This is a genomic window from Micromonospora sp. BQ11 (assembly GCF_052068135.1).
Taxonomy (GTDB): Bacteria; Actinomycetota; Actinomycetes; order Mycobacteriales; family Micromonosporaceae; genus Micromonospora.
Map to the genome: position 1 here is coordinate 121683 of NZ_JBQHDB010000013.1, position 23567 is coordinate 145249.

Annotated in this window: 17 protein-coding genes and 1 tRNA gene; 8 read left to right on the plus strand and 10 right to left on the minus strand. The window is 71.8% G+C overall.

All coding sequences use genetic code 11. The annotated features are described in order from the left end of the window. Positions 1–55 precede the first annotated feature (55 nt). Positions 56–1030 carry an LLM class F420-dependent oxidoreductase gene (locus ACTMSW_RS24695; protein WP_441183126.1) on the plus strand — a complete coding sequence of 325 codons (975 nt, stop codon included), beginning with the start codon at positions 56–58 and terminating at the stop codon, positions 1028–1030. Next, positions 1027–1818, plus strand: a complete 792-nt coding sequence (locus tag ACTMSW_RS24700; protein ID WP_441183064.1) for an SDR family oxidoreductase — start codon at positions 1027–1029, stop codon at positions 1816–1818. Before ACTMSW_RS24695 ends, ACTMSW_RS24700 begins: the two co-directional genes overlap by 4 nt. Before the next feature lie 96 nt (positions 1819–1914). Here ACTMSW_RS24700 and ACTMSW_RS24705 read toward each other — a convergent pair whose 3' ends face one another. The 5 genes from ACTMSW_RS24705 to ACTMSW_RS24725 all read right to left on the minus strand — a co-directional run bounded on the left by ACTMSW_RS24705 (position 1915) and on the right by ACTMSW_RS24725 (position 11772). Next, positions 1915–4347: a transglutaminaseTgpA domain-containing protein gene (locus ACTMSW_RS24705; protein ID WP_441183065.1), complete on the minus strand. Its 2433-nt coding sequence runs from the start codon at positions 4345–4347 to the stop codon at positions 1915–1917. Beyond that, positions 4323–5474 carry a DUF58 domain-containing protein gene (locus ACTMSW_RS24710; RefSeq protein WP_441183066.1) on the minus strand — a complete coding sequence of 384 codons (1152 nt, stop codon included), beginning with the start codon at positions 5472–5474 and terminating at the stop codon, positions 4323–4325. The genes ACTMSW_RS24705 and ACTMSW_RS24710 overlap by 25 nt, the downstream gene beginning before the upstream one ends. An 8-nt stretch (positions 5475–5482) precedes the next feature. Beyond that, entirely contained in the window at positions 5483–6478 is a 996-nt protein-coding gene (locus tag ACTMSW_RS24715; protein ID WP_441183067.1) for an AAA family ATPase, read from the minus strand. 30 nt (positions 6479–6508) lie between these two features. Next, entirely contained in the window at positions 6509–9127 is a 2619-nt protein-coding gene (locus ACTMSW_RS24720; RefSeq protein WP_441183068.1) for a fibronectin type III domain-containing protein, read from the minus strand. A 152-nt stretch (positions 9128–9279) separates the two neighbouring features. Continuing rightward, a complete protein-coding gene (locus ACTMSW_RS24725; protein WP_441183069.1) occupies positions 9280–11772 on the minus strand; it encodes a tetratricopeptide repeat protein in 2493 nt (830 codons plus the stop codon). A gap of 220 nt (positions 11773–11992) precedes the next feature. Here ACTMSW_RS24725 and ACTMSW_RS24730 point away from each other — a divergent pair. The 3 genes from ACTMSW_RS24730 (at position 11993) to ACTMSW_RS24740 (ending at position 13772) form a co-directional block, all read left to right on the plus strand. After that, positions 11993–12079, plus strand: a tRNA-Leu gene (locus ACTMSW_RS24730). 137 nt (positions 12080–12216) lie between these two features. After that, complete coding sequence (locus tag ACTMSW_RS24735) at positions 12217–12696, plus strand: hypothetical protein (RefSeq protein ID WP_441183070.1); 480 nt, start codon at positions 12217–12219, stop codon at positions 12694–12696. Continuing rightward, complete coding sequence (locus tag ACTMSW_RS24740; RefSeq protein WP_441183071.1) at positions 12693–13772, plus strand: tyrosine-type recombinase/integrase; 1080 nt, start codon at positions 12693–12695, stop codon at positions 13770–13772. Before ACTMSW_RS24735 ends, ACTMSW_RS24740 begins: the two co-directional genes overlap by 4 nt. On the opposite strand, the gene ACTMSW_RS24745 is transcribed toward ACTMSW_RS24740, so the two are convergent. The 5 genes from ACTMSW_RS24745 to ACTMSW_RS24765 all read right to left on the minus strand — a co-directional run bounded on the left by ACTMSW_RS24745 (position 13769) and on the right by ACTMSW_RS24765 (position 18350). Continuing rightward, positions 13769–14782 (minus strand): hypothetical protein, encoded by a 1014-nt coding sequence (locus tag ACTMSW_RS24745; RefSeq protein WP_441183072.1) that lies wholly within the window; start codon positions 14780–14782, stop codon positions 13769–13771. The genes ACTMSW_RS24740 and ACTMSW_RS24745 overlap by 4 nt on opposite strands. Further along, on the minus strand, positions 14779–15120 hold the full coding sequence (locus ACTMSW_RS24750; protein WP_441183073.1) for a hypothetical protein: 342 nt from the start codon (positions 15118–15120) through the stop codon (positions 14779–14781). The genes ACTMSW_RS24745 and ACTMSW_RS24750 overlap by 4 nt, the downstream gene beginning before the upstream one ends. Positions 15121–15548: 428 nt before the next feature. Beyond that, positions 15549–16457 carry a hypothetical protein gene (locus ACTMSW_RS24755; protein ID WP_441183074.1) on the minus strand — a complete coding sequence of 303 codons (909 nt, stop codon included), beginning with the start codon at positions 16455–16457 and terminating at the stop codon, positions 15549–15551. Positions 16458–16600: 143 nt separating this feature from the next. Next, the gene (locus ACTMSW_RS24760; protein WP_441183075.1) at positions 16601–17386 is read right to left on the minus strand and encodes a hypothetical protein; all 786 of its coding nucleotides are present in this window, start codon (positions 17384–17386) and stop codon (positions 16601–16603) included. A gap of 112 nt (positions 17387–17498) precedes the next feature. Then, positions 17499–18350: a hypothetical protein gene (locus ACTMSW_RS24765; protein WP_441183076.1), complete on the minus strand. Its 852-nt coding sequence runs from the start codon at positions 18348–18350 to the stop codon at positions 17499–17501. Positions 18351–18593: 243 nt separating this feature from the next. On the opposite strand from ACTMSW_RS24765, the gene ACTMSW_RS24770 reads away from it, so the two are divergent. The 3 genes from ACTMSW_RS24770 (at position 18594) to ACTMSW_RS24780 (ending at position 23498) form a co-directional block, all read left to right on the plus strand. Further along, positions 18594–18923, plus strand: coding sequence for a hypothetical protein (locus ACTMSW_RS24770; protein WP_441183077.1), 330 nt, complete (start codon positions 18594–18596; stop codon positions 18921–18923). Next, positions 18913–19983, plus strand: coding sequence for a tyrosine-type recombinase/integrase (locus ACTMSW_RS24775; RefSeq protein WP_441183078.1), 1071 nt, complete (start codon positions 18913–18915; stop codon positions 19981–19983). The genes ACTMSW_RS24770 and ACTMSW_RS24775 overlap by 11 nt, the downstream gene beginning before the upstream one ends. Before the next feature lie 314 nt (positions 19984–20297). Next, complete coding sequence (locus ACTMSW_RS24780; RefSeq protein WP_441183079.1) at positions 20298–23498, plus strand: hypothetical protein; 3201 nt, start codon at positions 20298–20300, stop codon at positions 23496–23498. The last annotated feature ends 69 nt before the right edge of the window (positions 23499–23567 follow it).

A 23567-nucleotide genomic window follows, 5' to 3' on the forward strand; every position in this document is an offset into this window, starting at 1 on the left:
CTTGCGTGGTGACGCGGCGGGCGGGCACCATCGACCGATGACGACGCGATGGGGTATGACGGTGCCGCTCGGCGGCATCCCGCTCGCCGACCATGCCGCGGTCTACGCGGCCCTGGACCGGGCCGGCTTCACCGAGCTCTGGTCGTCGGAGGTGAACGGGGCGGACGCCTTCACCCCGCTGGTGCTGGCCGCCGCGTGGGCACCCCGGCTGCGGCTGGGCACCGCGATCGCGCCGGTCTTCACCCGGGGGCCGGGCCTGCTGGCGATGAGCGCGGCCGCGCTGGCCGAGGCGGCACCGGGCCGGTTCGCGCTGGGCATCGGCGCGTCCTCGCCGGTGCTGGTGCACGACTGGAACGCGAGGGAGTTCACCGAGCCCTTCCGGCGCACCCGCGACATGCTCCGCTTCCTGAAGGCCGCCCTGTCCGGGGCGACGGTCGACGAGGCGTACGAGACGTTCACCGTCCGCCGGTTCACGCTGGAACGGCCGCCGGCCGTACCACCGCCGGTGCTGCTCGCCGCGCTGCGGCCGGGCATGCTGCGGCTGGCCGCCGCCGAGGCCGACGGCGTGATCCTCAACTGGCTCGCCGCCGGTGACGTCCCGCAGGCGCTCGGGGTCCTCGGGGAACGCAAGCCCGGCTTCGACGTGGTCGCACGGATCTTCGTCTGCCCCACCGAGGACGCCACGTACGCCCGCACGCTGGGCCGCCGGCTGATCACCAGCTACCTGACCGTGCCCGCGTACGCGGAGTTCCACCGCTGGCTCGGCCGGACGGCGGTGTTCGAGGAGATGTGGAAGGCCTGGGCGGCCGGCGACCGGCGCGGTGCCGGCGCGGCGGTGCCCGACGAGGTGGTCGACGCGCTGGTGCTGCACGGCTCCCCGGAGCACTGCCGGGCGGAGGCCCTCCGGTACGCCGAGGCCGGCGTGGACGTGCCGGTGCTCGCGCTGCTGCCGACACCCGAGCTGACCACGGGCGGCGCGGCGGCCCTGCTCGACGTCATCGGCCGGCTGGGCGGCGGTGAGCGGTCGTGAACCTCACCGACCGGGTCGTGGTGGTCACCGGCGGGGCCGGTGGCATCGGGGCGGCGCTGGTCCGCCGGTTCGTCGCCGAGGGCGCCGCCGCCGTCGTGGTGGCCGACCTGGCCGCCGACGCCGCCCGTGCGGTGGCCGAGGCGGTCGGCCCGGTCGCGCACGGCGTGGGCCTCGACGTGACCGACGAGGAGCAGGTCCGCGCGCTGGTCGCCGACACCGAGCGACGGTACGGGCGCATCGACCTGTTCTGCGCCAACGCGGGCGTGGCCACCGGCGGCGGGATCGAGGTCGACGACGCCGGATGGGACCGGGCCTGGCGGGTCAACGTGCTGGCCCACGTGTACGCCGCCCGCGCGGTCCTGCCGGCGATGCTGGCCCGGGGCGGCGGCCACCTGCTGATGACCTGCTCGGCGGCGGGTGTGCTGACCGCGGTCGGCGACGCCCCGTACACCGCCACCAAGCACGCCGCGGTCGGCTTCGCCGAGTGGCTCGCGATCACCTACCGCGACCGGGGCGTCAAGGTCAGCGCGCTCTGCCCGCAGGGGGTGGACACGCCGATGCTCGCCGACGGGCTGGTCGCCGGTCACCTCGGCGCGAAGGTCATCGCCGCCTCCGGGGCCGTGCTCACCCCGGAGCAGGTCGCCGACGCGGTGATCGCCGGCCTCGCCGAGGAGCGCTTCCTGATCCTCCCGCACCCGGAGGTCGCCGATTACGCCCGCCGCCGCGCCGAGGACCCGGACGGCTGGCAGGCCGGCCTCCGCAAGCTCGTCCGCCGCCTGACCACCTGACCCACCTTCCCCCGGCGGTCCGCTGTCTCCGCTGTCTCCGCGTCGATCAAGAAGTTTGCGTCAGATCCGGCGTGCCCGGTGACGCGAACTTCTTGATCAACCGAGAGGGTGGGCGGGGTCAGCCGGGCGGGTGGGGGTGGCCGGGTTGCGCAGGGGAGCGGGGTGGACCGACCAGAGGAGGCGGCGCCACCGGGGGCGGGCCGCGCGGAGAGCGGCGACGTAGTGCCGCGCGACCGCCGTCGCACGGTCCGCCTGCGCGTCCCCGGCCGCGCCGGGGGCGAAGGCGACCCGGTTGAGCAGGTCGGCCAGTTCCTCCACGCCGGGACCGCCGGGACCGCCGGGACCGTCGAGGTCGGCCCCGGGACCGACCGGCCCGCCGGGGCCGCCGGAGTGTGCCTGGGCGTCGGTCAGCACCTGGCGGGCCCGGACGGCGACCTCGGTGGCGGACAGGTCGCCGCCCACCGGGTGCCCGGCCAGCCGCAGCGCGTCGGTGACCTCCCGCCAGGCGCCGGCGATACGTCGACCGGGGTCACCCCGCTCCAGGCGGGTGCGGGTCGCCGACCGGCGCAGCGCCGCCAGGGTGAGCAGCACTGCCACGACCAGCAGCAGCGCGCCACCGGCGCCGGCACCCACCAGCACCGGCGTGCCCGGCCCGCCGGCGTCGGCCGGGTCGTCCGGCGCGGCCAACGGTGCCGGCGGGGCGGTCGGTTCCACCGTCGGCTCCGGCACCTCCGACGGGGGCGGCTCCTCCGGCTTCGGGCGGAAGTCCTCCTCGACCGGGCGCGGCTCGTCCTCGGGTCGGGGCAGCGGATCGAACGGCACCCAGCCCAGCCCGTCGAAGAGCACCTCCGGCCAGGCGTACGCGTCGCCGGCCCGCACCGGACCGTTTCCGGTCGACTGGAAGCCCACCACCACCCGGGTCGGCAGGCCGGCCAGCCGGCCCAGCACCGCGAAGGACGCGGCGAACTGCTCCGACGTCCCGCGCTGCCCGCCCGCCTCGCGCGGTCCGAACAGGAAGAAGGCCAGGTTCGGGTACGCGTGCCCGCTGGGTGCGTCCGCCACCAGCCGGTAGTGCTCGGCGATGAACTGCTCGACGGCGGTGGCCCGCGCGTACGGTGCGCCGTGGGACTCCGACAGTTCGGTGGCGAGGCGCCGCACCGGGTCGGGTACGCCGTCGGGCACCCGCAGCACCCGGGCCACCTCCTCGCCGGCCGGCACGCTGGCGGTGGACAGCAGGTTCTCCTCCGGCCGCTCGCGCACCGACGTCACCGCGTACCGCAGGCCCGGGGCCAGCCCCTCCGGTCGGATGAGCGTCCCGGTCGCCGGGTCGTACGCCACCCGGGCCCCGGTGACCTCGCTCGGGGTGGCGACGGCCGGCAGCAGGCGACCGCGCAGCTCCGCGATGGTGATCTCCTGGCGTACCGTCTCGGTGGTGGCCGACTCCGCCGGCGCCGGCGCCGGAAGGATCCGCCCGGCGTTGCGGTAGGTCGCGCCCACCCGCCAGGTCACCCCGTCGTAGTCGCTGAGCACCGCCAGCCGGATCCGGGTGCCGGACGCGGCCGGCTCGGCGCCGTCGACCGGCGGCGGCGCGGCCGGCTCCCGGGTGGTCACCTCCAGCAGTTGCTGCTCGGGGTTCAGCGCCCAGCCGGAGATGCGGACCAGCGGGTTCTCGTCCAGGGCGTCGACGCGCGGCGGCTCGACGTACCGGCGCGGGTCCACCGGTCGCCCGCCGACCTGCCCGGCGAGCAGCGGCCCGATCAGCACGGTCAACGCGACCACCACGGCGACGCCGGCGGCGGAGGCCACCGCGAGCCGCAGCCGCACCACCGCCCGGACGGCCGGGGGCAGTCCCGCCGCGGGGTCGGCGGTGCCCGCCGGACCGCCCGAGACGGCCACCAGGCCGAGCACCGCCACGGCGACGAACGCGAGGGTGGGCCGGACCGCCGGGTCGGCGTTCGGGCCCACCACGTAGAGCGCGCTTCCGTACAGCAGCACCGGCGGCAGGTAACCCAGCAGCACCCGGCGGGCCCGCAGCGCCACCTCCGCGCCGGCGAGGCCGGCCAGCCACGCGGCCACCACCGGCACCAGCACCGTGTCCGGCGCCGGTTCGACCGGGATCAGCGCCGTCAGCAGCCGGGGGATGCCGTTGGCGGCGGCGTCGACGGCGATCTGAGCCAGCGAGCCCGGCAGGCCGGACCCGTCGGCCGCCCGGCGCACCGACCACACCGCCCAGCCGGCCAGGGCCAGCACCGACAGCGGCGCCACCACCCACGACGGGAGCCGACGTGCCGCCACGCTCACCAGCACCGACCCGAGCGCCGACCCGAGCACCAGCACGGTCAGCAGCGACCCCGCGTACACCCGGTCGAGCACCACCCCGGCCAGGCCGACCAGCGCGACCAGCGCGACCGGCAGCGGCGTCGCCGCCAGGACCCGGCCCGCCCGCGCCACCGCGGGCGGCCGGACGTCCTCCGGGGCGGCGGTGTCCGCCGGCCGCTGCAGGGTCACCACCGGCGCACCCGGTCCCACTCGGCGGCGAAGCCCGCGCCGCCGTCGGCGTTCACCACCACCAGGCCCGCCGCGTCCGACGGCGCCGGCTCCGACGCCCCGAGGACCCCCACGACCACCGAGGGGTACGCGCCCCGCAGCGCGCCCACCGTGCCCAGGTCGGCCCGGCCGCCGGGGCCGGTGAGCAGGACGAGGGTGTCGCCGAGCCGGTCCCGACGCAGCCGGTCGACGGCCGGTTGGAGATCGTCGACGGCACCGAGGCGTACCGCGGCCAGCCGGTCCAGTGGGCCGTGCGGCTCGGCGGACCCGGCGTCGTCGTCGGGTACCACCAGCAGCAGCACCACCGGCAGGTCCGACCGGTACGCGGCGGTGACCACCGACGCGGCGGCCTCGCACGCCGACTCGAACGACTCGGCCACCCCGTCGACGCGGTCCGGGTGGGCGGCGGCGCGGTTGTCCAGCAGCACCACGATCCGGGGCAGGCTGGTGTCCACGTTCTCCCGCACCATCAGCTCGCCCACCCGGGCGCTGGTCCGCCAGTGCACCCGGCGCAGTTCGTCGCCGACCACGTACTCCCGGAGCGAGTCGAACGTGATCGACCCGTGCGGCACGGCGTCCACCCGCCCGTCCAGGCTGCGACCGGCCCCGGTCGGCACCGCGCTCATCGGGTGGATCCGCGGGTGCACCCACACCGGCACCGTCGCACCGTACGGGCGCGCCAGCGCCACCAGGCCCAACGGGTCGCGCCGGATCACCCGCAGCGGACCCACCGGCACCACGCCCCTTCGGGTGGTCGGCACGTCGTAGCGCACTGTCGTGTCCCGACCCGGCCGCAACCGCAGCAGCGGCACCGGGACCGTCCGGTCCCCGCACCGGTCCTCGGCGACCAGGCTCGCCACCCGCCACCGCCCACCGTTGTGGACGGTCAGCGTCATCGTCGCCGGCTCGCCGCGCGCCACCCGGTCCGGGTCCGCGACGCGGGTCACCTCCAACCGGGGCCGCCGCGCCGCGACCGCCCCGGCGTAGCCGACCGCCGCCGCGGCCGCCGCGCCCAACAGCACCAACTCGGGGTACGCGAACCGGAACCCGACGCCGAGCAGCACCACGGCGGCCACGAGCAGCCCGACGCCACGGGCGGTGATCCCCACGCCCCTCCTCAGCTGCGCACCGGCGCCGGTTGCCCGGAGGGCAGCGGCACCGGCACGGACGCGACGGCCTGGCGCAGCACCTCGGCGGCGGTCACCCCGCGTACCTGCGCGTCGGGGGTGAGCAGCAGACGGTGGGCGAACACCGGCTCGATGAGGGTCTTCAGGTCCTCCGGCATGATCCAGCCCCGCCCGTCGATCAGCGCGTACGCGCACGCCGCCCGGGTCAGCGCGATCACCCCACGCGGGCTGACCCCGACCCGCACCTGCGGATGCGCGCGGGTCGCCGCGGCCAGGCGCACCGCGTACGCGTAGAGCGGCTCGGCGATGTGCACCCGCAGCGCCATCCGCACCATCTCCCCGACGGTCGCGGTGTCGGTGACCGGGGTGAGCGCCTCCGGGGAGCGGACCGTCGCCCCGCGCAGCACCTCCACCTCGACGGCCTCGTCCGGGTAGCCCACGGACAGCTTCACCAGGAACCGGTCGAGCTGGGCCTCCGGCAGCCGGTACGTGCCGTCCATCTCCACCGGGTTCTGCGTGGCCACCACCAGGAACGGCTGCGGCACCGGGTGTCGCACCCCGTCGACGGTGACGGTGCGCTCCTCCATCACCTCCAGCAGCGCCGACTGCGTCTTCGGCGACGCCCGGTTGATCTCGTCGGCGATGACGATGTTGGCGAACACCGGCCCCGGGTGGAACTCGAAGCCCCGGGTGGCCTGGTTGAAGATGGTCACCCCGGACACGTCGGAGGGGAGCAGGTCGGGGGTGAACTGGATGCGCCGCCACTCACCCTTGACGGTGGCGGCCACGGCCCGCGCGAGGGTGGTCTTGCCGACCCCCGGCACGTCCTCCAGCAGCACGTGCCCCTGCGCGAAGAGGGCGGTCAGCGCCAGCCGGACCACCTGGGGCTTGCCCAGCACGACCGCGTTGACGTTCTCGGCCAGCCGGGCGGCGAGAGCGGCGAAGCCCTGCACCTCCGGCTGGGTGAGCGGGTCGTGGGTCTGCACGGTCGGTGGTGCTCCTTGCCTGGAAAAGGGTCAGCAGGGCGGCAGGTCGTTGACGTCGTCGCCGCCGTCGAGGTTGAGCCAGGCCCACGGGATGTAGTTGCGTCCCTCGTAGTCGACCTGCACCCACCAGGTGCTCTGCTTCTGGTCGTTGTAGATCCACGCGTCGACGTTCTCGCCGGCCCGGCGGCAGTACGCCTCCAGCCGGGTGCCGGGCCGCGCCCAGCCGACCTGCCGGTCGTTGTCCTGCCGGGGCACCGAGAAGACCTCGTTGCCGTTGCGGCCGTCGCGGTCGGCGTTGCAGTAGCTGCGCTGGTCGCCGTCCGGCCCGTTGACGCAGGTGGCCGTACCGTACAGCGCGGCGGTCGCCTGGACCCGGGTGGCGGTGCCCCTCCCGGCGGCGTTCGTCGCGGTCACGGTGAACGTGTGGCTGGTGCCCGGCGTCAGCCCGGTCATCGTGATGCTGCCGCAGCCGCCGGCCTTCGCCGGCTCGCCGGGCGCGCTCAGCGTGCAGATGGCCTGGCCGCCGCCGGCGTCCACGGTGAAACGCACCGTCGCCGAGGTGGCCGTCGCCGACGAGCCGGTCACGGTGACCCGTGGCTCCGCCACCGTCCGCGCGGTGGCGGTCGCCTCCGGGCCCGGCCCGGCCTCGTTGACCGCCTTCACCGTGACGGTGACGTTCTGCCCGTTGCCCAGGCCCTCCACGGTGGTGGCCGTGTCGGTCACCTCGCTGCGCCGGCCCCCCACGTCCACCAGGTATCCCGTCACCGGCCGGCCGTTGGCCTCGCCCGGGGCCCACCGCACCGCCACCGTTCCCGGCCGGTCCGGCACCGTCGTCGCCTCCAGGGCGGCCGGCCGGTCCGGCGGCGCGTACGGCACCACGGTGTTGCTCACCGGAGAGGCCGCCGACCCGGCGCCCTTGTCGTTGACCGCGACCACCGTGAACGCGTACTGGGTGCCGTACTCCAGCTCACCGGCCGGCACCACCAGCTCGGTCTTGTCGGTCTCCCCGGCCGGGGCGTTGGTGCCCGCCGACGTCGCCGTCACCGCGTACCGGGCGATCGTGTTGCCCTGCCCGTTCGCCGCCGGCCAGCGCACCAGCACCGTGCCGTCCGGCCGTTCCTGGGCGGTCACGCTCGCCGGCGGGTCCGGCACCGCCGCCGTCGGCGTCACCGGGTTGCTGTTCCGCGACGGCCCCGCGCCCTTGGCGTTGACCGCGTGCACCGCGAACCGGTACGTCTCGCCGTTGGTGAGGCCCTTCACCTCCACCGCACGCTGGTTCGCGCCCACCTCCAGCCGCTGCCCGGCGCCGGTCACCACGTACCGGACGATCTCCGCGCCGTTGGCCGGGGCCGACCGCCAGCTCACCCGGGCCTGCGCGTTGCCGGCCGACGCGGTCACCGCGCGCGGGGCGCCCGGCTTGCCGACCTTCGGCTTCTTCGGCGGAGGCGGCGGCGGGGGAGTCGGCGGCGGATCGCCGCCGAGCACGTCGTTGGCGTACTTGTCGACCTCCCGCACCTGGTGCCGGTCATCGACGACGCGCGCCGTCGACGCGTCCGGGGCGTTGATGAAGAGGTGGTTCTCGCGTACCTCCAGCTCCAGCGGCCCGACCGGGCGGCCGCGGACGGTGTCGACGAGCCGGCCGTCGCCGTCGAACGCGTACACCGTCCCGGTCGTCTCGTCGGCGGTGTAGATCCGGCCCGCCCAGGCCACCGCCGCGCTCAGCCGGTCACCCGAGCCCGGCACCGCGATGGGCCGCACCACACCGGCGGCGTCGACCACGTGCACCCGCCGCTCACCGGGCACCGTCACCGGCACCGTCGGTCCGCTGGTGCGCGCCGGCAGGGTCGCCGGGGCCGAGACGTCCAGCTTCGCCGTGGCCACCTCGCCGTCGCGGACCGTGACCAGCGTGCCGGCGGTACGGTCGAGCACCGCCACGCCGTCGTCGAGGGCGGAGACGACCAGCTCGTGGCTCGGCTGCGCCACGTCGTACGTCTCGACGCGTTCCGGGCTGAGGCCGTCCCCGGCGGGCGCCGCCGACGCGGGCGCGGACGGCAGCGGCGCCGCGGTGATCGCCGAGACGGTGCCCTCACCCGGTACGGCGATCCACAGGCGACCCTTGCCGTCGAACGTGCCGCCGGTGATGCCCGGCGGGTAGCGGACGGGCTCGCCGATCGGCGCCAGCGACCGCGGGTCGAGCTGCCGGACGACCCCCTGGACCGCGTCGACGATGAAGGCCGCGTCCTCGTGCAGGGCCACGCTCACCCCGAGGCCGGGCGTCGTCCGCGTCGTCGCGGTGATCTGGAGTGTGGCCAGGTCCAGCGAGGACACCTGACCGGTGGTGAGGTCACGCAGCACCAGGAGCCGGTCGGTCTGCGTCACCTGCGCCGGATGCCGGCGGGCGCCGGGCACCTCCACGCGGGTGTCCACCCGGGCGGTGATGCCGTTGGCGCGGGCCAGTTCACCGCGCGCGGTGCTCCACAGCCAGGAACTCGCATCGTGGTTGGCCACCGCGGTGTCGGCGGTGCCAAGGCCCAGCACGGTCAGCCCCATCGCGGCCAGCAGCGCGGTCACGGTGCCGACGGTGACCAGGCCGCCCCGGAAGCGTCGTCGGGGGGAGCCGGCGGTCACGGCATCGTCGATGGTGGCCACAACGGCTGCCTCCCCGTCTCGTTCCGGCAGGTCGCGGCCGGTGTCCGGCGACCCTCCCCAGAGCCGGGTGCCATCATAGGGCCCGATCCGGTCGGGGGAAACCCGGACCGTCGGCCTGTGGACACGCAGCGTGCACGGGGTGACGTCACTGATCAGCCCGGCGCGGCGGTGCCCTCACGTTCCGTGCACACCTGCGCGGACGTGGCGACCACGTCCGTCGAGTACACCGCGACGACGGTGAAGCAGTAGTCCACCCGCGAGTTCAGTCCGTTGACCGTCCAACTCGTCCGGCCCGGTTCCACCGTGGCCAACACGCCAAGGGACTGCCCGGCCCGGCCACCGGCCACCACGAACGGCACCGCGCCTCCGGACGGGTCGTCCCAGGTCAACGTGACCGACGCCGCGTCGTCGCGCAGCGCCAGGCCGCCCGGGGCGGGACCCGGCGTCACGCCGGCCGCCGTCGTGGCCACCGGCGCGGCCGTGGAAGCCGGGTCACCGTCGACGACCAGCGCACCCACACCGACACCGGTGGCGGCCGTCGCCGCCAGACCGACCACCGCCGCGAGGACGATCCCGGCCCGGCGCCGCCCGCCGTCCTCCTCCGGAGGCAGGTACGCGGGCCGCTGCGGCGTGCCGAACCACGACCCACCGCCGGGGTGCCCGTACGGCGACTCGCCGTCCGGCGGTGCGTCGTGCCCGTACGTGGCGTGGTCCTGCGGCGGCCGATCCGTGCCCTCCTCGCCGGGTGCGCCTGCGCCGTGCCAGGCCGGCGCCTCCCAGCCGTGCGACGACGGGCCACCCGCGGTCGCCGGGGCGGGCGCGTACGGCGCGGCCGGTGGGCCGCTGACCTGGTGTGGGGGTGCGCTCGTGGGGTGCGACGGCCAGGGTGGGCCGCTGACCTGGTGTGGGGGTGCGCTCGTAGGGTGCGACGGCCAGGGTGGGCCGCTGACGTGGTGTGGGGGTGCGCTCGTCGGACGGGGTGGCGCGCTGACCGGATGAGCCAGGTCCATCACGGACGGTGGAAGCCGGTCCGAGCTGCTCTCCCCGCCCGCTCCGGCGTGGCCGTCCGGCGGTCGCCCCGGCAGCGGTGGCGCGACGGGGCCCTCGACGGGACCGGCGGCCGGGCGTGCGGGCTCCTCGGCCAGCAGCGGCTCGAGCTGCCGTACCTGAACGGTGGGCTCAGCCCAGGACGGCGCGGCCGGTCGCCGCGGCGCCGGTTCCGGCCGATCGCCGCCGGGCTCCCGCACCGGCCAGCCGGCGCCGGTCGACGGGTCCTGTGTCACCTCGTGATGGCCGGTGCGCTGGCGCGGCGGGGCCGGTTGCGGAGCACCGGGCGTCGGCGCGGGCGGTTCCGGCCGCGCGAGGCGTGCGAGCGGCGGGGACGGTGCGGGCAGCGTGGACGGTGCCGGAGGCGCGGGCGGCGTGGGCGTCGGAAAGGCCGGCCCGGCAGAGTACGCCGGAGGAGGCGGCGGTGGCGGAGCCCACGGCGACCCGTGCACCGGCGGGTGCGGCGGCGCCCAGACCGGCGGCGGTGCCGGGACGTCGACCGGCACCGTCGGCCGGACCGGCCCGTCCGGCCATACCCGAGGCGGGTTCTCGGGCTCGGCCGCGCGCGGCGCGGGCGGCACCGGGGGTGCCGGCACGCCGGGGCCGGGCGCCGCCCCCGACGTGGGAGCCGACGACGGAGCGTGGTGGAGCGGGGCCCAATCTGCCGTCGGCATCCCGGGCCCGGGGCTCGGGCGGGGCGCCGGCACCATCGGTGCCTGCTGTGCTGGCGGCTGGGCCGCGACGGGCGGCGGCGTCGGGCGTGCAGGCGGGGGAGGCCCGGTGTCGGGCGGCGACGTGCGCGGAGCCGGTACCAGGGGGTGCCGGTCGGTCGGACCGACCAGACTCCTGGCACGGGGATCGCCGTGAGCGGACGGCGCGTCCTCCGCGGGGATCCGGGGCAGGTGGGCGGTGGCCGTCTCGCCGTCGTGCGGCCGCCAGGTGGTCGTCAGGACCGCGAGCGAGACGGTGGGGCCGGTGAGGGCATCCGTACCCGGTGACCCGGCCGGACCGGCGGCCGCCCCGGTGTGCCCCGGCGCGGCGGGAGGCTGGGCGAAAGATCTGTCCGCCGGGAGCGGTGCGGCCGGGGCCGGGCCGGGGGGAGGAGTACGCGGCGCGGGCGCGGCAACGACACCGGGGCCGGATGGGATCGGAGCGGACGTCGCCGCCGGGTCGGGGAGGCCGAGGTAGCGGCGTGCCATGCGTACGGCCGGGTGGTCCTCGCCGAGCACGGCGGGGCCGGCGGTGACGACGCGGGTGTAGTTGCGGCGGGCCTCGTGCCGGTTGCCCAGTTCGTCCGCGACGGCGGCCAGCTCGAAGGCGAGGGCCAGCATCAGCGGGTCCGCGTGCGGCCAGCGGCGCTCCCCGGCCGCGAACGCCTCCTCCAGCACCCGGCGGGCCGCGCTCGGCTCGTCCGCCTCCCGGTACAGACGGGCCAGCAGGTGCGCGGTGCTCAGGGTGTCCGGGTGGTCCGGCCCGTACGGCGGGTGGGCCGACTCGACGGCGTCGGTGAGCAACCGGTGTGCGGCGGCGTGCTCGCCGGCATCCCGCAGGGCGAGAGCCCGGTGCTGGACCGTGGCGAGCGGGGAGGGATGGGACACACCGTCATGCTGCCGCCACCGACCGCCCGACCGCTACCCGGACCCGCCGGGAAAGGTAGGAATTCGCCCATGATCACGACGTTCGAGCCGCCGCCGTTCACCTGGCGGAAGCCGATGTGCATGATCCATCCGGGGCGTGTACAGTAACTCCCCGTGCGGCCCGCCGGGCGGCCGGCCGATGAGAAGATCATTCGGGCGGCGCGGTAGGCTGGACGAGCAGGTCCGGGTGGCGGAATGGCAGACGCGCTAGCTTGAGGTGCTAGTGCCCGTATAGGGCGTGGGGGTTCAAGTCCCCCCTCGGACACCAGAGTTCGTGGATATCCACGCGAGATCAACTCCCCTCGCGTGGGAGCGGGAACCGGTACGTGGCATCTGTGCACCCAGACGCCGGGAGTGGCTTCCACCTGCGCTGACACCGCTGTGTCCGCCCTGGCGGGGGCCTAGGTGAGTTCCGGCCGCCCGCGTCCCCGCCAGCCCGACGAACAGCTCGTCGAGGCCCTCGTGCCAACCCCGCTGCCCGTCGCGGTACCGGAGCCGGCACCGCTGCCGACATTGCCCGCGCCCGCCGCCCGCAGTGGCGATGGCCGCCTGCTGTTCGACGTGGCGCGCCCCGACGCCGCCGGCCGCGTGACCGCTCGCGCATTGCTGCGGGCCTTGGGCTGGACGCCAGGCCTCACCCTGCACGTCGACGCCGTGACCGGCGCAATCCTGATCACCCCGGCTGCCGATGGCGCGCACGTCGTGGGCACTCGCGAGGAACTGCCCCTACCGGCCGCCGCCCGACACCTGTGCGGCATCGCCACCGGCGAACCCGTGCTCCTGGCTGCCCTGCCCCGCCAGAACCGCATTGTCGTGCACCCCTCAAACACCATCACGGCGGTCCTGGCCGACCTTCACGCCCGCATCCTTGGAGAGCCCTCATGACCACGGATCCCGATCGTGTTGCCACCGCCCGAGCGATGCTCGAGCACCTCGGCGTCACCGCCGCCGACCTCACCGGCAGTAACCGGCCTGCCGTGCCGACAGTCGCCGAGTACCTTCCTGCTGTTGTCGCGGCGGCGAGCCCGGGCACCCGACGCACCTACGGCAGTTCTTGGCGACGAATGGCCGCCGCCTTCGCCGATCGGCGCATCGACGCGGTGCGGGCCAGCGACATCGAAGCCCTCATGCGACAGGCCGCCGCAGGCGCCCGCTCTCGCCGCAACTCCCGACACGGCCGGCATGCCGGCGAGCACCTCATCGCCGCCGCCCGCGCCTTCTACAACCGCGCCATCGCCGACGGCTACCTCACCGTCATGGACAGCCCCGCCCACCGGGTCCGCAAACCCCGCCGGCTGCCCAACACCCGCCGCGCTCTCACCCCCGATGAACTGTCCGACATCAACGCCGCCGCCCGCAGCGGCGGCAATGACATCGTGCTCGACGCACTGTTGCTGCGCCTGCACACCGAAACCGGCTGTCGACGCGGCGGCGCCCTCGCGCTGCGCCTGACCGACCTGGACACCGACCACGCGCTCATCCGGCTGCGCGAGAAGGGTGGCACGCAACGCTGGCAGCCCATCACCCCGATGCTCGGCAGCCGACTAAACGATCACGCTCGAGCCCGCGGCGCCGTCGCACCGACCGATGCGCTGCTGCGTTACCGCAATGGCCAACCTGCCACCTATCGGCGCTACGACCTGCTGTGGAAACGCATCGGCCGACAGTTACCGTGGGTCGCCGCCCAGGGCATCACCACGCACTGGCTGAGCCACACCACCCTGACCTGGGTCGAACGCCACTCCGGCTACGGTGTGGCCCGCGCCTACGCCGGCCACACCGACAGCCGTGGACCCGCCACCACCACCTACATCAAGGCCGACCTGCACGCCGTCGCTACCGCGCTGGCCGCTCTTACCGGCCAACCCCATCCACTCGCTACGTCTGCACCGATGGTGGCTATCGTCGGCCAGGCATCGACCGGGTCGTCGTTCAAGCGCATCGATGACGATCAAACCTAGACCGTGGTCGTGTCCTTGATCTGGAGTACGACGGGCCCTGCCGCTGTCGGAGCTATCCAAGCTTCATAGGTGGGATTTCGAGTGTCGGTCTTCGTGGTTCCGAGCCAGGTATAGCGCACGGCCAACTCGTAAGTGCCCTTGACGCGGTAGATCGCGAACTTCGGATCGAAGGTAGCGCGAGCGGTCAGGAGTGGATCACCCGTAGAAGACCATTTGATCTTCTCGGCGCCCGACGGCGGACTCCATTCGGGGCATCCAGCCGGCATAGCCGACTTGGCGTCTCGCACGCATCGTGTGAACGCGTCGCTCAGTTTTGCGGCGACCAGATCCCAAGGCACCTTGGGATCCTGCTTCACTACATCGGGGTCGCCTATGGCCGAGTGCTCCTTGATCTCCTGGACGTCAAGCCTCCCATCGACCCACTTCACCTTGGCCCAGTACTTCGCTGGCGTCACGACCCGGCGTAGATCCTTTGAAGCGGTGTAGTCCGCCGTCACCATGACAGTCCCGAGCATGTCGAACCGGCTCTCCGCTTCGGTGTAGTAGATGACCGCAGCTTCCAGAGGGTTGCCGTAGAAGGCCCAACGGACCTTGGAGACGTCCGAGGTCTCGACGATGGATTGCGGGCAATTGGCCGGGGTCGCAGACGGTGACTTCGCGCATTTGTCGAGCCAGCCACCTGCAGCCGCGACCACGGCCTCCTGCTTCACCTCGGCCGGCCAGGGATCTGACGTCGCCGGGAACGGCTCATTTCCGCCGAAGATGAAGTAGCCCAAGACAGCAAGAACGACGACGACGCCCAGTCCACCCCCACCTGCGGCTGCTGCCGCGCCACTTCCCGAGCCAGACTCCGTTGCCTCATCTTCCCTGAGGTCGACATTAGCCCTGGGTGCGTAGTGGCGATGGTGATGCGTGTGGGTGCTCTTATCGACGTTCCCTTCGTAGTAGGACCCCTTGACGTTGGCCTGACGTTCGCCACCAAAGCCAGTTTGCCGATCTACCACGCTCACCTGCCCTCGCGGTCATCATGGCCTCGCTCGAAGTAGTCGCCCGCGACATTGGCCTGACGCCCGCCACTGAACCCGACCTGGTTGACCACAGGGCTAGCTCTGCCCGACTTCGCCGGGCCGCTCAAGCTGTCGCGATCCTGAGCGCTAGACGAGGATACCGAGCCGCTGGCGCTTCGAATCGTCAAGATCACACCGGCGATCGCTACCGGTAACGCGATGATGTTTGCCCACGCTGCCGCGCCGTCGAGGCTCCCGCTAAAGATCATCACTAGTGAAACAACGATCATCAGAAGGAGCGCGCAGGCGGTCAACTGTCGTTTGGGCACGACGTCCATCATGGCTGATGGATGCAAACTTGCGGAAGCTCCGACGATAAGAAGTGTCCTTGATCTGCCACGTCGGAGACGTACATCTTCCTGGTGCGGCTTGCCCGGCGTTCAAGAGGCGCAAGGCCCTCCGTGAGCAGCAGCCCGTGTGGTCCCCGGCGATGCAGCAATCGACGCAACGGCTCCTGGTCGCGGCATCGGTCGCTCACGAGCTGCTTGCCATGGCTGGGTGACATCCGGATCCCATCGTCGCCAAGGCGACCGCCACCGCCGAAGCCGAGGTCAGTGACGCATGACGACGATGCTCCCGGGCCGGGTCGTTGCCACCGCTCTTGCAGGCCTTAGCGGTTAGCTGCAACCCCTTCGATTAACTCCGAAAACGTCGGCATCCGAAGCTGATCAATGACGTGTTGAAGCCGACGCGCAACCGCCTGATGGCATCAGCGCAGGCCCCGCTGCGCGGCGACGCTCTCGGCTATCTTCCGGTGGGTGCCGGCCAGTCCCTGGGTGTCGAGCACGCCGGCGAAGGGCTTGCTGCTGTCTGGTTTGACGAGCGCGCCGCGGCGGACCCAGACGTCGGTGTGGCGGATCAAATAGTTGGTGGTCAGGATTGTGGCCCTGTGCGCGAGAAGGAATTCGAGGATGCGGTGCAGTTTCTCGCTGTTGCGCGAGTACCGGCTGAGCGCCGACGTGCACAGTACGAAATCGCCTTCGGCGGCCTTCCCGAGCAGGTCCACCAGGCCCTGGTCGAAGCGCGGGTCGATCGCGCTGAACACGGTCATCGTGCCGTCGTCGGACCGTGGTGCCGTGACTACCTCATGGCCGGAAGGCAGGCTGGGCGTGGGTGCCGAAGGTAGGCGCAGTGGACCGCGGCCACCTGCGGCGAAGGTGTCGGTCAGCGCGTCCAGACACGCCCACGCACGCGGATAGCGCCCCGCCAGCCCGGCGAAAGGGTTCGGATCCTGAGCGGCGATGGGCTGGCGGCGGCGCGCGGCCAGCAGATGCGACAGCGGGCCGGCCGCGTACTCCGTCGCCGGGATGATCCCGCTGCCAAGCGGGCCGTCGTGGTGTGCCTGCTCGAGCAGGCTGTTTCGCACTACGAGGGTGACCTTGGCCCTCAGATCCAGCGGTGACGCCAGCGGCTCGTGGTCGAACACCTCCTCGACGAACGGCGCGATCAACACGTCCTGCTCACGCTGCGGCAGAGCCGCCAGCGCCTCAGCCCGCTGCAACACGTCGTCGCCGATACGGTGGGCCAGATCCTCGTCCACGTCGCATGCTTCAGTCAGCATGCTGGGCAGCACGTCGCGGCAGTATTTGACCATGTGAGTGGGATCAGGGGCGGTCATCCCAAATGCCTCCGTCGGATAAGGACCAAGTGTCGACAGCGCCACACCCTAAGCAGATCGACGCACTGTCGCGACAGACGCGCCATGGCGAAACCGTCAAGGACCGTGGAGGACTCAGGCGGGCAGCATGGCCTGTGCCGGCGTCAGCCAGTCGGCGCGTATGTGTTGCTGGGTCTGCTCGGTGACGCCCCAGCGGCCGCCGTAGGGCATCGTGTCTGCGGGGAAGACGTACGACGCCAGGGGGTTGTCGAACCGGGTGATTCGCGGCCGGTAGGGGCCGCCGGGGAACCACTCGTGCACCGAGAAGAAGCCGAGACCCGCTGGTGCTTGCCGGCGGTGCGGTCCCGGCCGGTGCCGAAGAACCCGTCACCCTTACGGATCATGGCTCCGCTCGAGATCTGGATTGCTGACGTGCCGGTCAAGGCCTCGTGAACCTCCCGGATGTCGCACATGCTGTCACGGATGCCAGCCACGAGCGCGAACGGCTTGTCGCGTAGCTCGTACTTCACGGCCTTGTGCTCGAGCCGACCCCGTAGCCTGGCTGCGGAATCGACAAGACCACCGATTGCCGCGCCATTGACCACGATGTCGTCGTCGGCGCAGATGCGGTAGCCGGCGGGCAGCGCAAGGAAGCGGACGTCGATGTCGACGGCTGCGCTGCGGTACATCGTTCCGGGCACACCATGCTCGACGGGCAACGCGGCCGGTTCTCCGCGCAGCTGGGCGATCGTCTTGTCGATCCAGGCGACGAGCGGGCGCATCCGCGGGGCGCGGTCCCACCGGCGGATCTCCACCATGATCGAGTGAGTGGTCAGCGTCAGTCGGGCGTTCAGGTCATCGACCAGCACGGCGTGGCGGCGCTGATCCGCGGTCCAGTCCTCGCGCAGCGTCAGCGTCAGAACGTTCGGTCCGTGTAGCCCTTCAGGCATGACAGCATCCCCTCACGTCACGAGGTGTATCGGACCGACGTGCCAGTAACGGAGGCATCCTGCCAGACAGCAGCAGGCCCCAGGTGGGGCTGTCGACGCTGATGCGGTCGCGCTACGGCCGCATGTCGGGATCGAGGGCGTGGATGAGATGCCCGATTCTTTGCTGGTCGGGTGCCGGCCAGTACAGGTAGCGCGGACCGAGGAAGCAATGGAAAGCCCCGCAGGCGAACAGCTCCTCGAGCAGGTCAGCGGGCGTCGCGATGAGCAGACCAAACGGCCGCAACGCGTCCGTGGCTTTGAGGATCCCGACGTCGCGCGTCAAGAACACGTTCGCGCCGACCTGGAGCGCATCGTGCACCAGCCGGCGGTCGTTCCCGGCTGGAACAGCCGTCAAGGCTCGCGTCATCTCTCGCTCGGGCAGGATCAGCAGCCCTTCGCGGGAGGGGCGCTCCTCCGGTTCCCCCCAGCCCAAGAGTTGTAGCGCGGCGGTGAACTCCTCGAAGGCAAGCAGCCGCTGCACACGACGCTCCTGGGACAGGGTCTTCTTCGCATCGTCGATGGACGCCGCGAGCATGATGAAGCGGATGTCCCGAACCGCCCACAGGGCGAGAACAAGTTGCAGCGATTCCAGGTCTGTCGCGTAATCCTCGCCGGACACAAGACCAACGACGCTGTCGCCCGTCCAGAGCCGATGCCCATACGTGAAGTAATCGATCAACAGATTCGTGTCCAAGGCGACATGCAGGGGACCTCGCCCTTGTCGTCCCGTGAACAGCCGCACATTTTCCTCGTACACGAAGTGCGGGCCCTCAGGAGGAGCAAACAGCACGGCCCGTTCCAGCATCCGCTTCACCTCGTCAGCGCCGAAGGAGACCCGGAGCCGTCGGGCCATCTCGTTAGCCAGGTGGAAACCCCACCTTTCGTCGTCGCGGTACGCGGCGGTGGCATCGACGTAGAGCAACACCAACTCATCGTCTCAGGCGCCCGTCGCCGATCCAAGCCACTAACGTGCGGGCCGTAGGTGTGTCGGGAGTCGCGAAGTTGTGTCGTCATGACACGAACTACCCACGCCCTTGAGCAACTCGTTCGTCCGCTCATCCCTGCTACCTCGCCCGCGCGGCCGAGCCCACGCCCGATGCCGATGCCAGCGCTACCCGCCCGCGTTTGCCCGCCGGCAATCATCGACGCCTCGGGGCTGCTGCTGTGGATGGCTGTCCCCGCTCGTTGCGGCCGGGTGAGCGCCCAGCACCTCCTGCACGCGATGGGCTGGGCACCGGGACATCGCCTCGACGTCCAACTGTGCCAAGGCATGCTCGTCATCACCTCCGCGCAGGACGACCGGTACCAGGTGGGCAGCCGAGGCGAACTGCCCCTGCCGGAGAGCGCCCGGCAGATGTGCCGGATCGAGCCCGGCCAGCCTGTCCTCCTGGCCGCCTTCATCACGCATGACCTGCTCGTCGTTCATCCCGTCGGCACCGTCGCCCGCCTCCTCACCGACCTGCACCACCAGTTGGCAGGAGGCGACAGTGACCGCTGACCCGTCTGCTGTAGCCGCCGCACACCAGGTCCTGGCCCACCTGGGCGTCACCGTGGCCGACCTCCAAGCCCAACCTTGCGCTCGGGCCGCCCTACCCACGGTCGCGGAGTACCTGCCGCGCGTTCTCGCCGCAGCCGGGCCTGGAGCACGCCGTACGTACGGCACCTACTGGGAACGAATGGCTGCCGCCTGGCCCGACCGACCGTTGGACGGCGTCGCCGCCAGCGACATCGAGGCATTAAAGCAACTGATGATGGCCAGCGCGGTGTCGCGGCGCAACAGCCGCAACGGCCGGCACGCCGGCGAGCACGTCGTCGCCGCCGCCCGCGCCTTCTACACCCGGGCCATCGCCGATGGCCTGATCGACGCCTCCGCCAGCCCCGCCCACCGGGTCGCGAAACCCCGCCGCCTGCCCAGCACCCGCCGCGCCCTGACCCCACACGAGCTGGAAGAAATCAATATCGAGGCTCGTACCAGCGGCAACGACGTCATCCTCGACGCACTGGTCCTGCGCCTGCACACCGAGACCGCTTGCCGCCGCGGCGGCGCACTGGCCCTGCGCCTGGTCGACCTGGACACCATCAACGGACTCGTCCGCCTGACCGAGAAAGGCGCCACCATCCGGTGGCAACCGATCACCCTCGACCTCGCCGAACACCTGCACGAGCACGCCCGCGCCCGCGGCGCGGTCCTGCTCACCGACCCACTGCTGCGCAACCGTGCCGGCCAACCGATCACGAGCCGCCGCTACGACCACCTGTGGAAACGCCTCGGCGAGCGCCTGCCCTGGGTCGCCGTGCACGGCGTATCCACACACTGGCTACGCCACACCACCCTTACCTGGGTGGAGCGGCACTTCGGCTACGGCATCGCCCGCGCCTACGCCGGTCACACCGACAGCCCCGGATCCTCCACCACCACCTATATCAAGGCTGATCTGCACGACGTGGCCAACGCACTGTCGGCCATGACCGGCCAACCCCATCCGCTGGCCCGCCTAGCGGACCACGCCGACCGGTGGTCGCAGGCGAGCGGCGCCGTCTCACCGACGACCAAGTAAGGGGCGGGTAGCCGCGTGCGGTGCTCCGGGTGAGGCGGCTCCGGGGTGCACCGCACGCGGCGCGGCCCCGCGACTGGCGCCCTACCCTGGTCGCGGCAGCTGCCTTGTGAGCCGTGTCCACGCTTGGAGCTATTCGGCGGTTTCCCAGGCCAGCGCGTGGGGTCGTTGCCCGCCGCTGGTCAGGATACTGTCGTGCCGCTTGCCCGGCGGTCGCGTTGGTGAGGCGGGTGCGTTCGGGCCACGCATCAAGCTGCTTGACTCGCACCGGGCGGGCCAGGGATCGGTTCCACCGCGAGCGACCCTAGAGTGTGCAGGTGGCCGCGCACCGTAGCGATGCTGTCCCGGGTGCCCCGGGACGTGAGATCGCCCGCGAACAGATCGTCCGTCCGCCAGCATCTTTTCCGCTGCCGCCCACCGGCGTCAACGGCAGGTATCTGCCGTTACTGGACCGCGGGGGGACCGGGTTCGAGGGATTCGGGCTGGAGGCCGTCGAACGGCTGGACGCGCTCCGCGACGCCCGGATCTATGGCGGCTCGGGGGACACCCAGGATGGGATCGACGTGTACGGCACTCGCCACGATGGCACCCGCGCTGTTTATCAGATGCGATGCCGCGACGAGAGACTTACGGCCGCCAAGCTACGCAAAGCCGTTCGGGACTACTTTGATCAGGATGAGCCGCCGTTCGACGCGTGCCACTTCGAGTTGTGTTGGGCCGGCGACGTGAACGACGTCGCCGTGGATAAGGAGCTGGCGGCCCTTCGCGCCGCCTACCCAGGCCGCACAATTTCACTGCGGGACCGACGCAAGTTCACCAGTGATCTGATTCAGCACCGGGACGTTACTCTGCGATGGTTCGGCGAACACGTCGTCGCGGCCGTGTACGGCGCCCACCCTCACGCTCCGACGCTGATCGCGGCCCAGGACACGGACGCATTCCTTCGCGGGCCGGTGGAGGGCATGTACCTGACGCAGCGAGTCAACGCCGCCGAACACTTGAGGAACACGAGTCCGCGCGAGGCCGCCGCCATGTTGAGGGATATCGCCCAGCAGTTGGCGGCGAAGGGTTTCGCACCACACGCCGCGCAGTACCTTACGGAGGCTCGTTCACTCCTGCTTGCCGCCGGCGACGTGGAAGCCGTATACGAAGAGTGCTTGGTGGCGCTGGAGCACCACATTGACTCTGGCCACGCGTCCTCATCATCCCCGGACCTCAACCTAATGCTGTCGGCCCGCTCCGTCCTGACGGCAGGGCAGCTCCGAGCACCTTTCGCTCGCCCCGCCGCCAGCGCACCGTCCAGCCCGTCACCGATATGGGCAGTGACCGATCCGCGTATTCAGCGATCCATAGCCCTCTTGGCCCTCGACGCCGCCCTCGACGAGCCGGGCGAGGCGCTGACGAGGGCAGCCGAGGCCACCGAACTGCTCGTCATGTCCGACGGGGGCCCGACTAGCGCAGCAGTCGCCGCACTGCGGAGGCTGGCAGAGATCGCGCTCATCAACGCCGACACCATGGTGCTGGGACGGGTCGTACGGATGGCTCAACAGGCTCTGCCACGCTTGCTGCCCGCGGCCGACGCCGTCGAGGCGGAGGACCGCGTGCGGCTGCGCCTCGCGGTGGCGGATGTGACCGGCCAGCACGACGACCTCGTAACGGAAGCGCGATCAGGAACCATTACCCCGCAGTTGAGCGCGGTCGTGCACGCCCGGTACGCGCGATGGCTGATGTGGCTGAGCAAACCGAACGAGGCCAACGCTCAATGGTTTGAGGCGGTCAAAGGCGCCGGTCTCGCCCAGCTCGGAGAAGACGTTCAGGACTACCTGTGGGCATTGCGAGGGCTGCACGCCAGCTTCGGCAACGGACTCACCTTCGAGGTCATGGAGTACGGGCAGCGCGCAAGAGCCGTAGCCCGCGAAGGCCGGGCGCTCTTCGCGGGCTCCCGAACCGAGACGAACGCACTGCAGCAGTTGCGCGCCTTCCAGCATCCGATCCGCCGCTTTCGCCCGGGGGCCACAGTCGTTCGCCACGCCCTTCGTCAGCAACTGCTCGAATCATGGGTGCGAGGTGACCTGGCGGGCGAGCGGGAGGCGCACACCAACCTGGCCGACTTCCACATGACCACCTCCGAATTCGCTGAGGCGCTGCGCCACGCCGTAGCAGCCGGTGAGGTCGAGATAGCGATCGCGGCAGCCAGGAAAGTCGGTGCCGACGCGGCGGGCTGCCTGAATGATCCGCCGCTGGCCCCATGGGCGATCAGGGCAGCGCTGGCAGCGTTCAGTGTCGTCGCCGACATCGTGCCTGCGGACAGGTCCGGCTCGTATCTACCGTGGATACTCACCCGGCTTGAGGTCGCGCCCGCCTCCGGTTGGACCGACAACGACATTCGCGAGACCGCCATCGGTGCCCTGTCCAACCTGGCTTTCGAGCTTCGAGGTGAAGACATCGCGGAGGTGACGGACGCGCTCACCCCGTACCTCAACCATCAGGTGTCCCAGCTGTCAATGCGTCGAGCGATCAAAACCATTGCCAGGATGCTGCGGGCGAACCCTGGGCACCCCGCGCTCTTGCAGACACTCACCGCCGGCATTCGGGACATGCCAGAACCGGGCCATACCGCGCTCCTGTGGGAAGCCGGGCCCGCCCTGCACCGGTTGAGAGACGTCTTGGAGGTTCAGGCCGGCGACCCCAATCAAACTGTTCGGGCTGGCGCCGTTGAGCTCCTGGCTCGAATGCAGATATCTCACCCCGCTGTGAACGAGCAGGCGGTGCGCGCCGTCGAGGAGGTGCATCAGGCTCCTACCGGCCATCGAGTCACGACCGACGAGTCCGGTGGGACGACGCACGAATCCAGCGGCTACTTCGGTCATGCCCTGTCAGTGGAGGACCGGGACAGGCTCGCCGACAAGCTCATCGAGATCGCTTCGGACGGTTTCACCGCAGAAGACCACCGCGCGGCGGCCATGATTGCGGTGACAGATCTTGCTCCTGCACTTGACGAAAGCAAGCGGCAGGAGGTTTTCGACAAGGCGTGGCTGTTGATCGGCGGGCTGGCCCCCGGCGATCTGGACCTGCGCATCTTCCGTGGTCGACTTGAGGATGCCGTGTTTCGGGCGGTAGGACAGTTGGCTGTCAGGCAGGACCAGGTCCAACGCGTCCACGCCCTGGCTCTCAGTCGCCTAGCGGAACGGAACGGCGTTCAGGGTCTGCGCCACTTCATCGACATCGATCCCAGCGGCACCGACGCGATCCGTGTCCTGGCACAGCACGAGAGCCCGGCAGCGCGGCAGATGGCGGCCGTCCTTTGGTCGCGTAATCCGGTGAACCGCAATCTCGGTGCAGACCTCGCGGCTGACGCCTCCTCCAAGGTACGTAGGCAGTTGGCGAATGCGCTTGGCCGGATCGGGCAGTACGACGCCGCTCTGCGGGACCAGTTGGCTGCGCAGCTGCAGGCGGACTGCAGCGCCCAGATCCGTCAGATCGTCAAGGAGACGATGATCCTGCAAGCGGACGGCTGATCACCCCGATGCGCGAGTGAGGAATCGACGGCGTCCGGGGAACCCAGTGCATGATTTGCGCCTGAGTCC

What these genes read in the sequence shown, in the direction of transcription:
- ACTMSW_RS24695 (WP_441183126.1), top strand. Translation starts at nt 56, where the DNA reads ATGACGGTGCCGCTCGGCGGCATCCCGCTCGCCGACCATGCCGCGGTC.
- ACTMSW_RS24740 (WP_441183071.1), top strand. Translation starts at nt 12,693, where the DNA reads ATGACCACGGATCCCGATCGTGTTGCCACCGCCCGAGCGATGCTCGAG.
- ACTMSW_RS24750 (WP_441183073.1), bottom strand. Translation starts at nt 15,120, where the DNA reads ATGATGGACGTCGTGCCCAAACGACAGTTGACCGCCTGCGCGCTCCTT.
- ACTMSW_RS24755 (WP_441183074.1), bottom strand. Translation starts at nt 16,457, where the DNA reads ATGACCGCCCCTGATCCCACTCACATGGTCAAATACTGCCGCGACGTG.
- ACTMSW_RS24760 (WP_441183075.1), bottom strand. Translation starts at nt 17,386, where the DNA reads ATGCCTGAAGGGCTACACGGACCGAACGTTCTGACGCTGACGCTGCGC.
- ACTMSW_RS24770 (WP_441183077.1), top strand. Translation starts at nt 18,594, where the DNA reads ATGGCTGTCCCCGCTCGTTGCGGCCGGGTGAGCGCCCAGCACCTCCTG.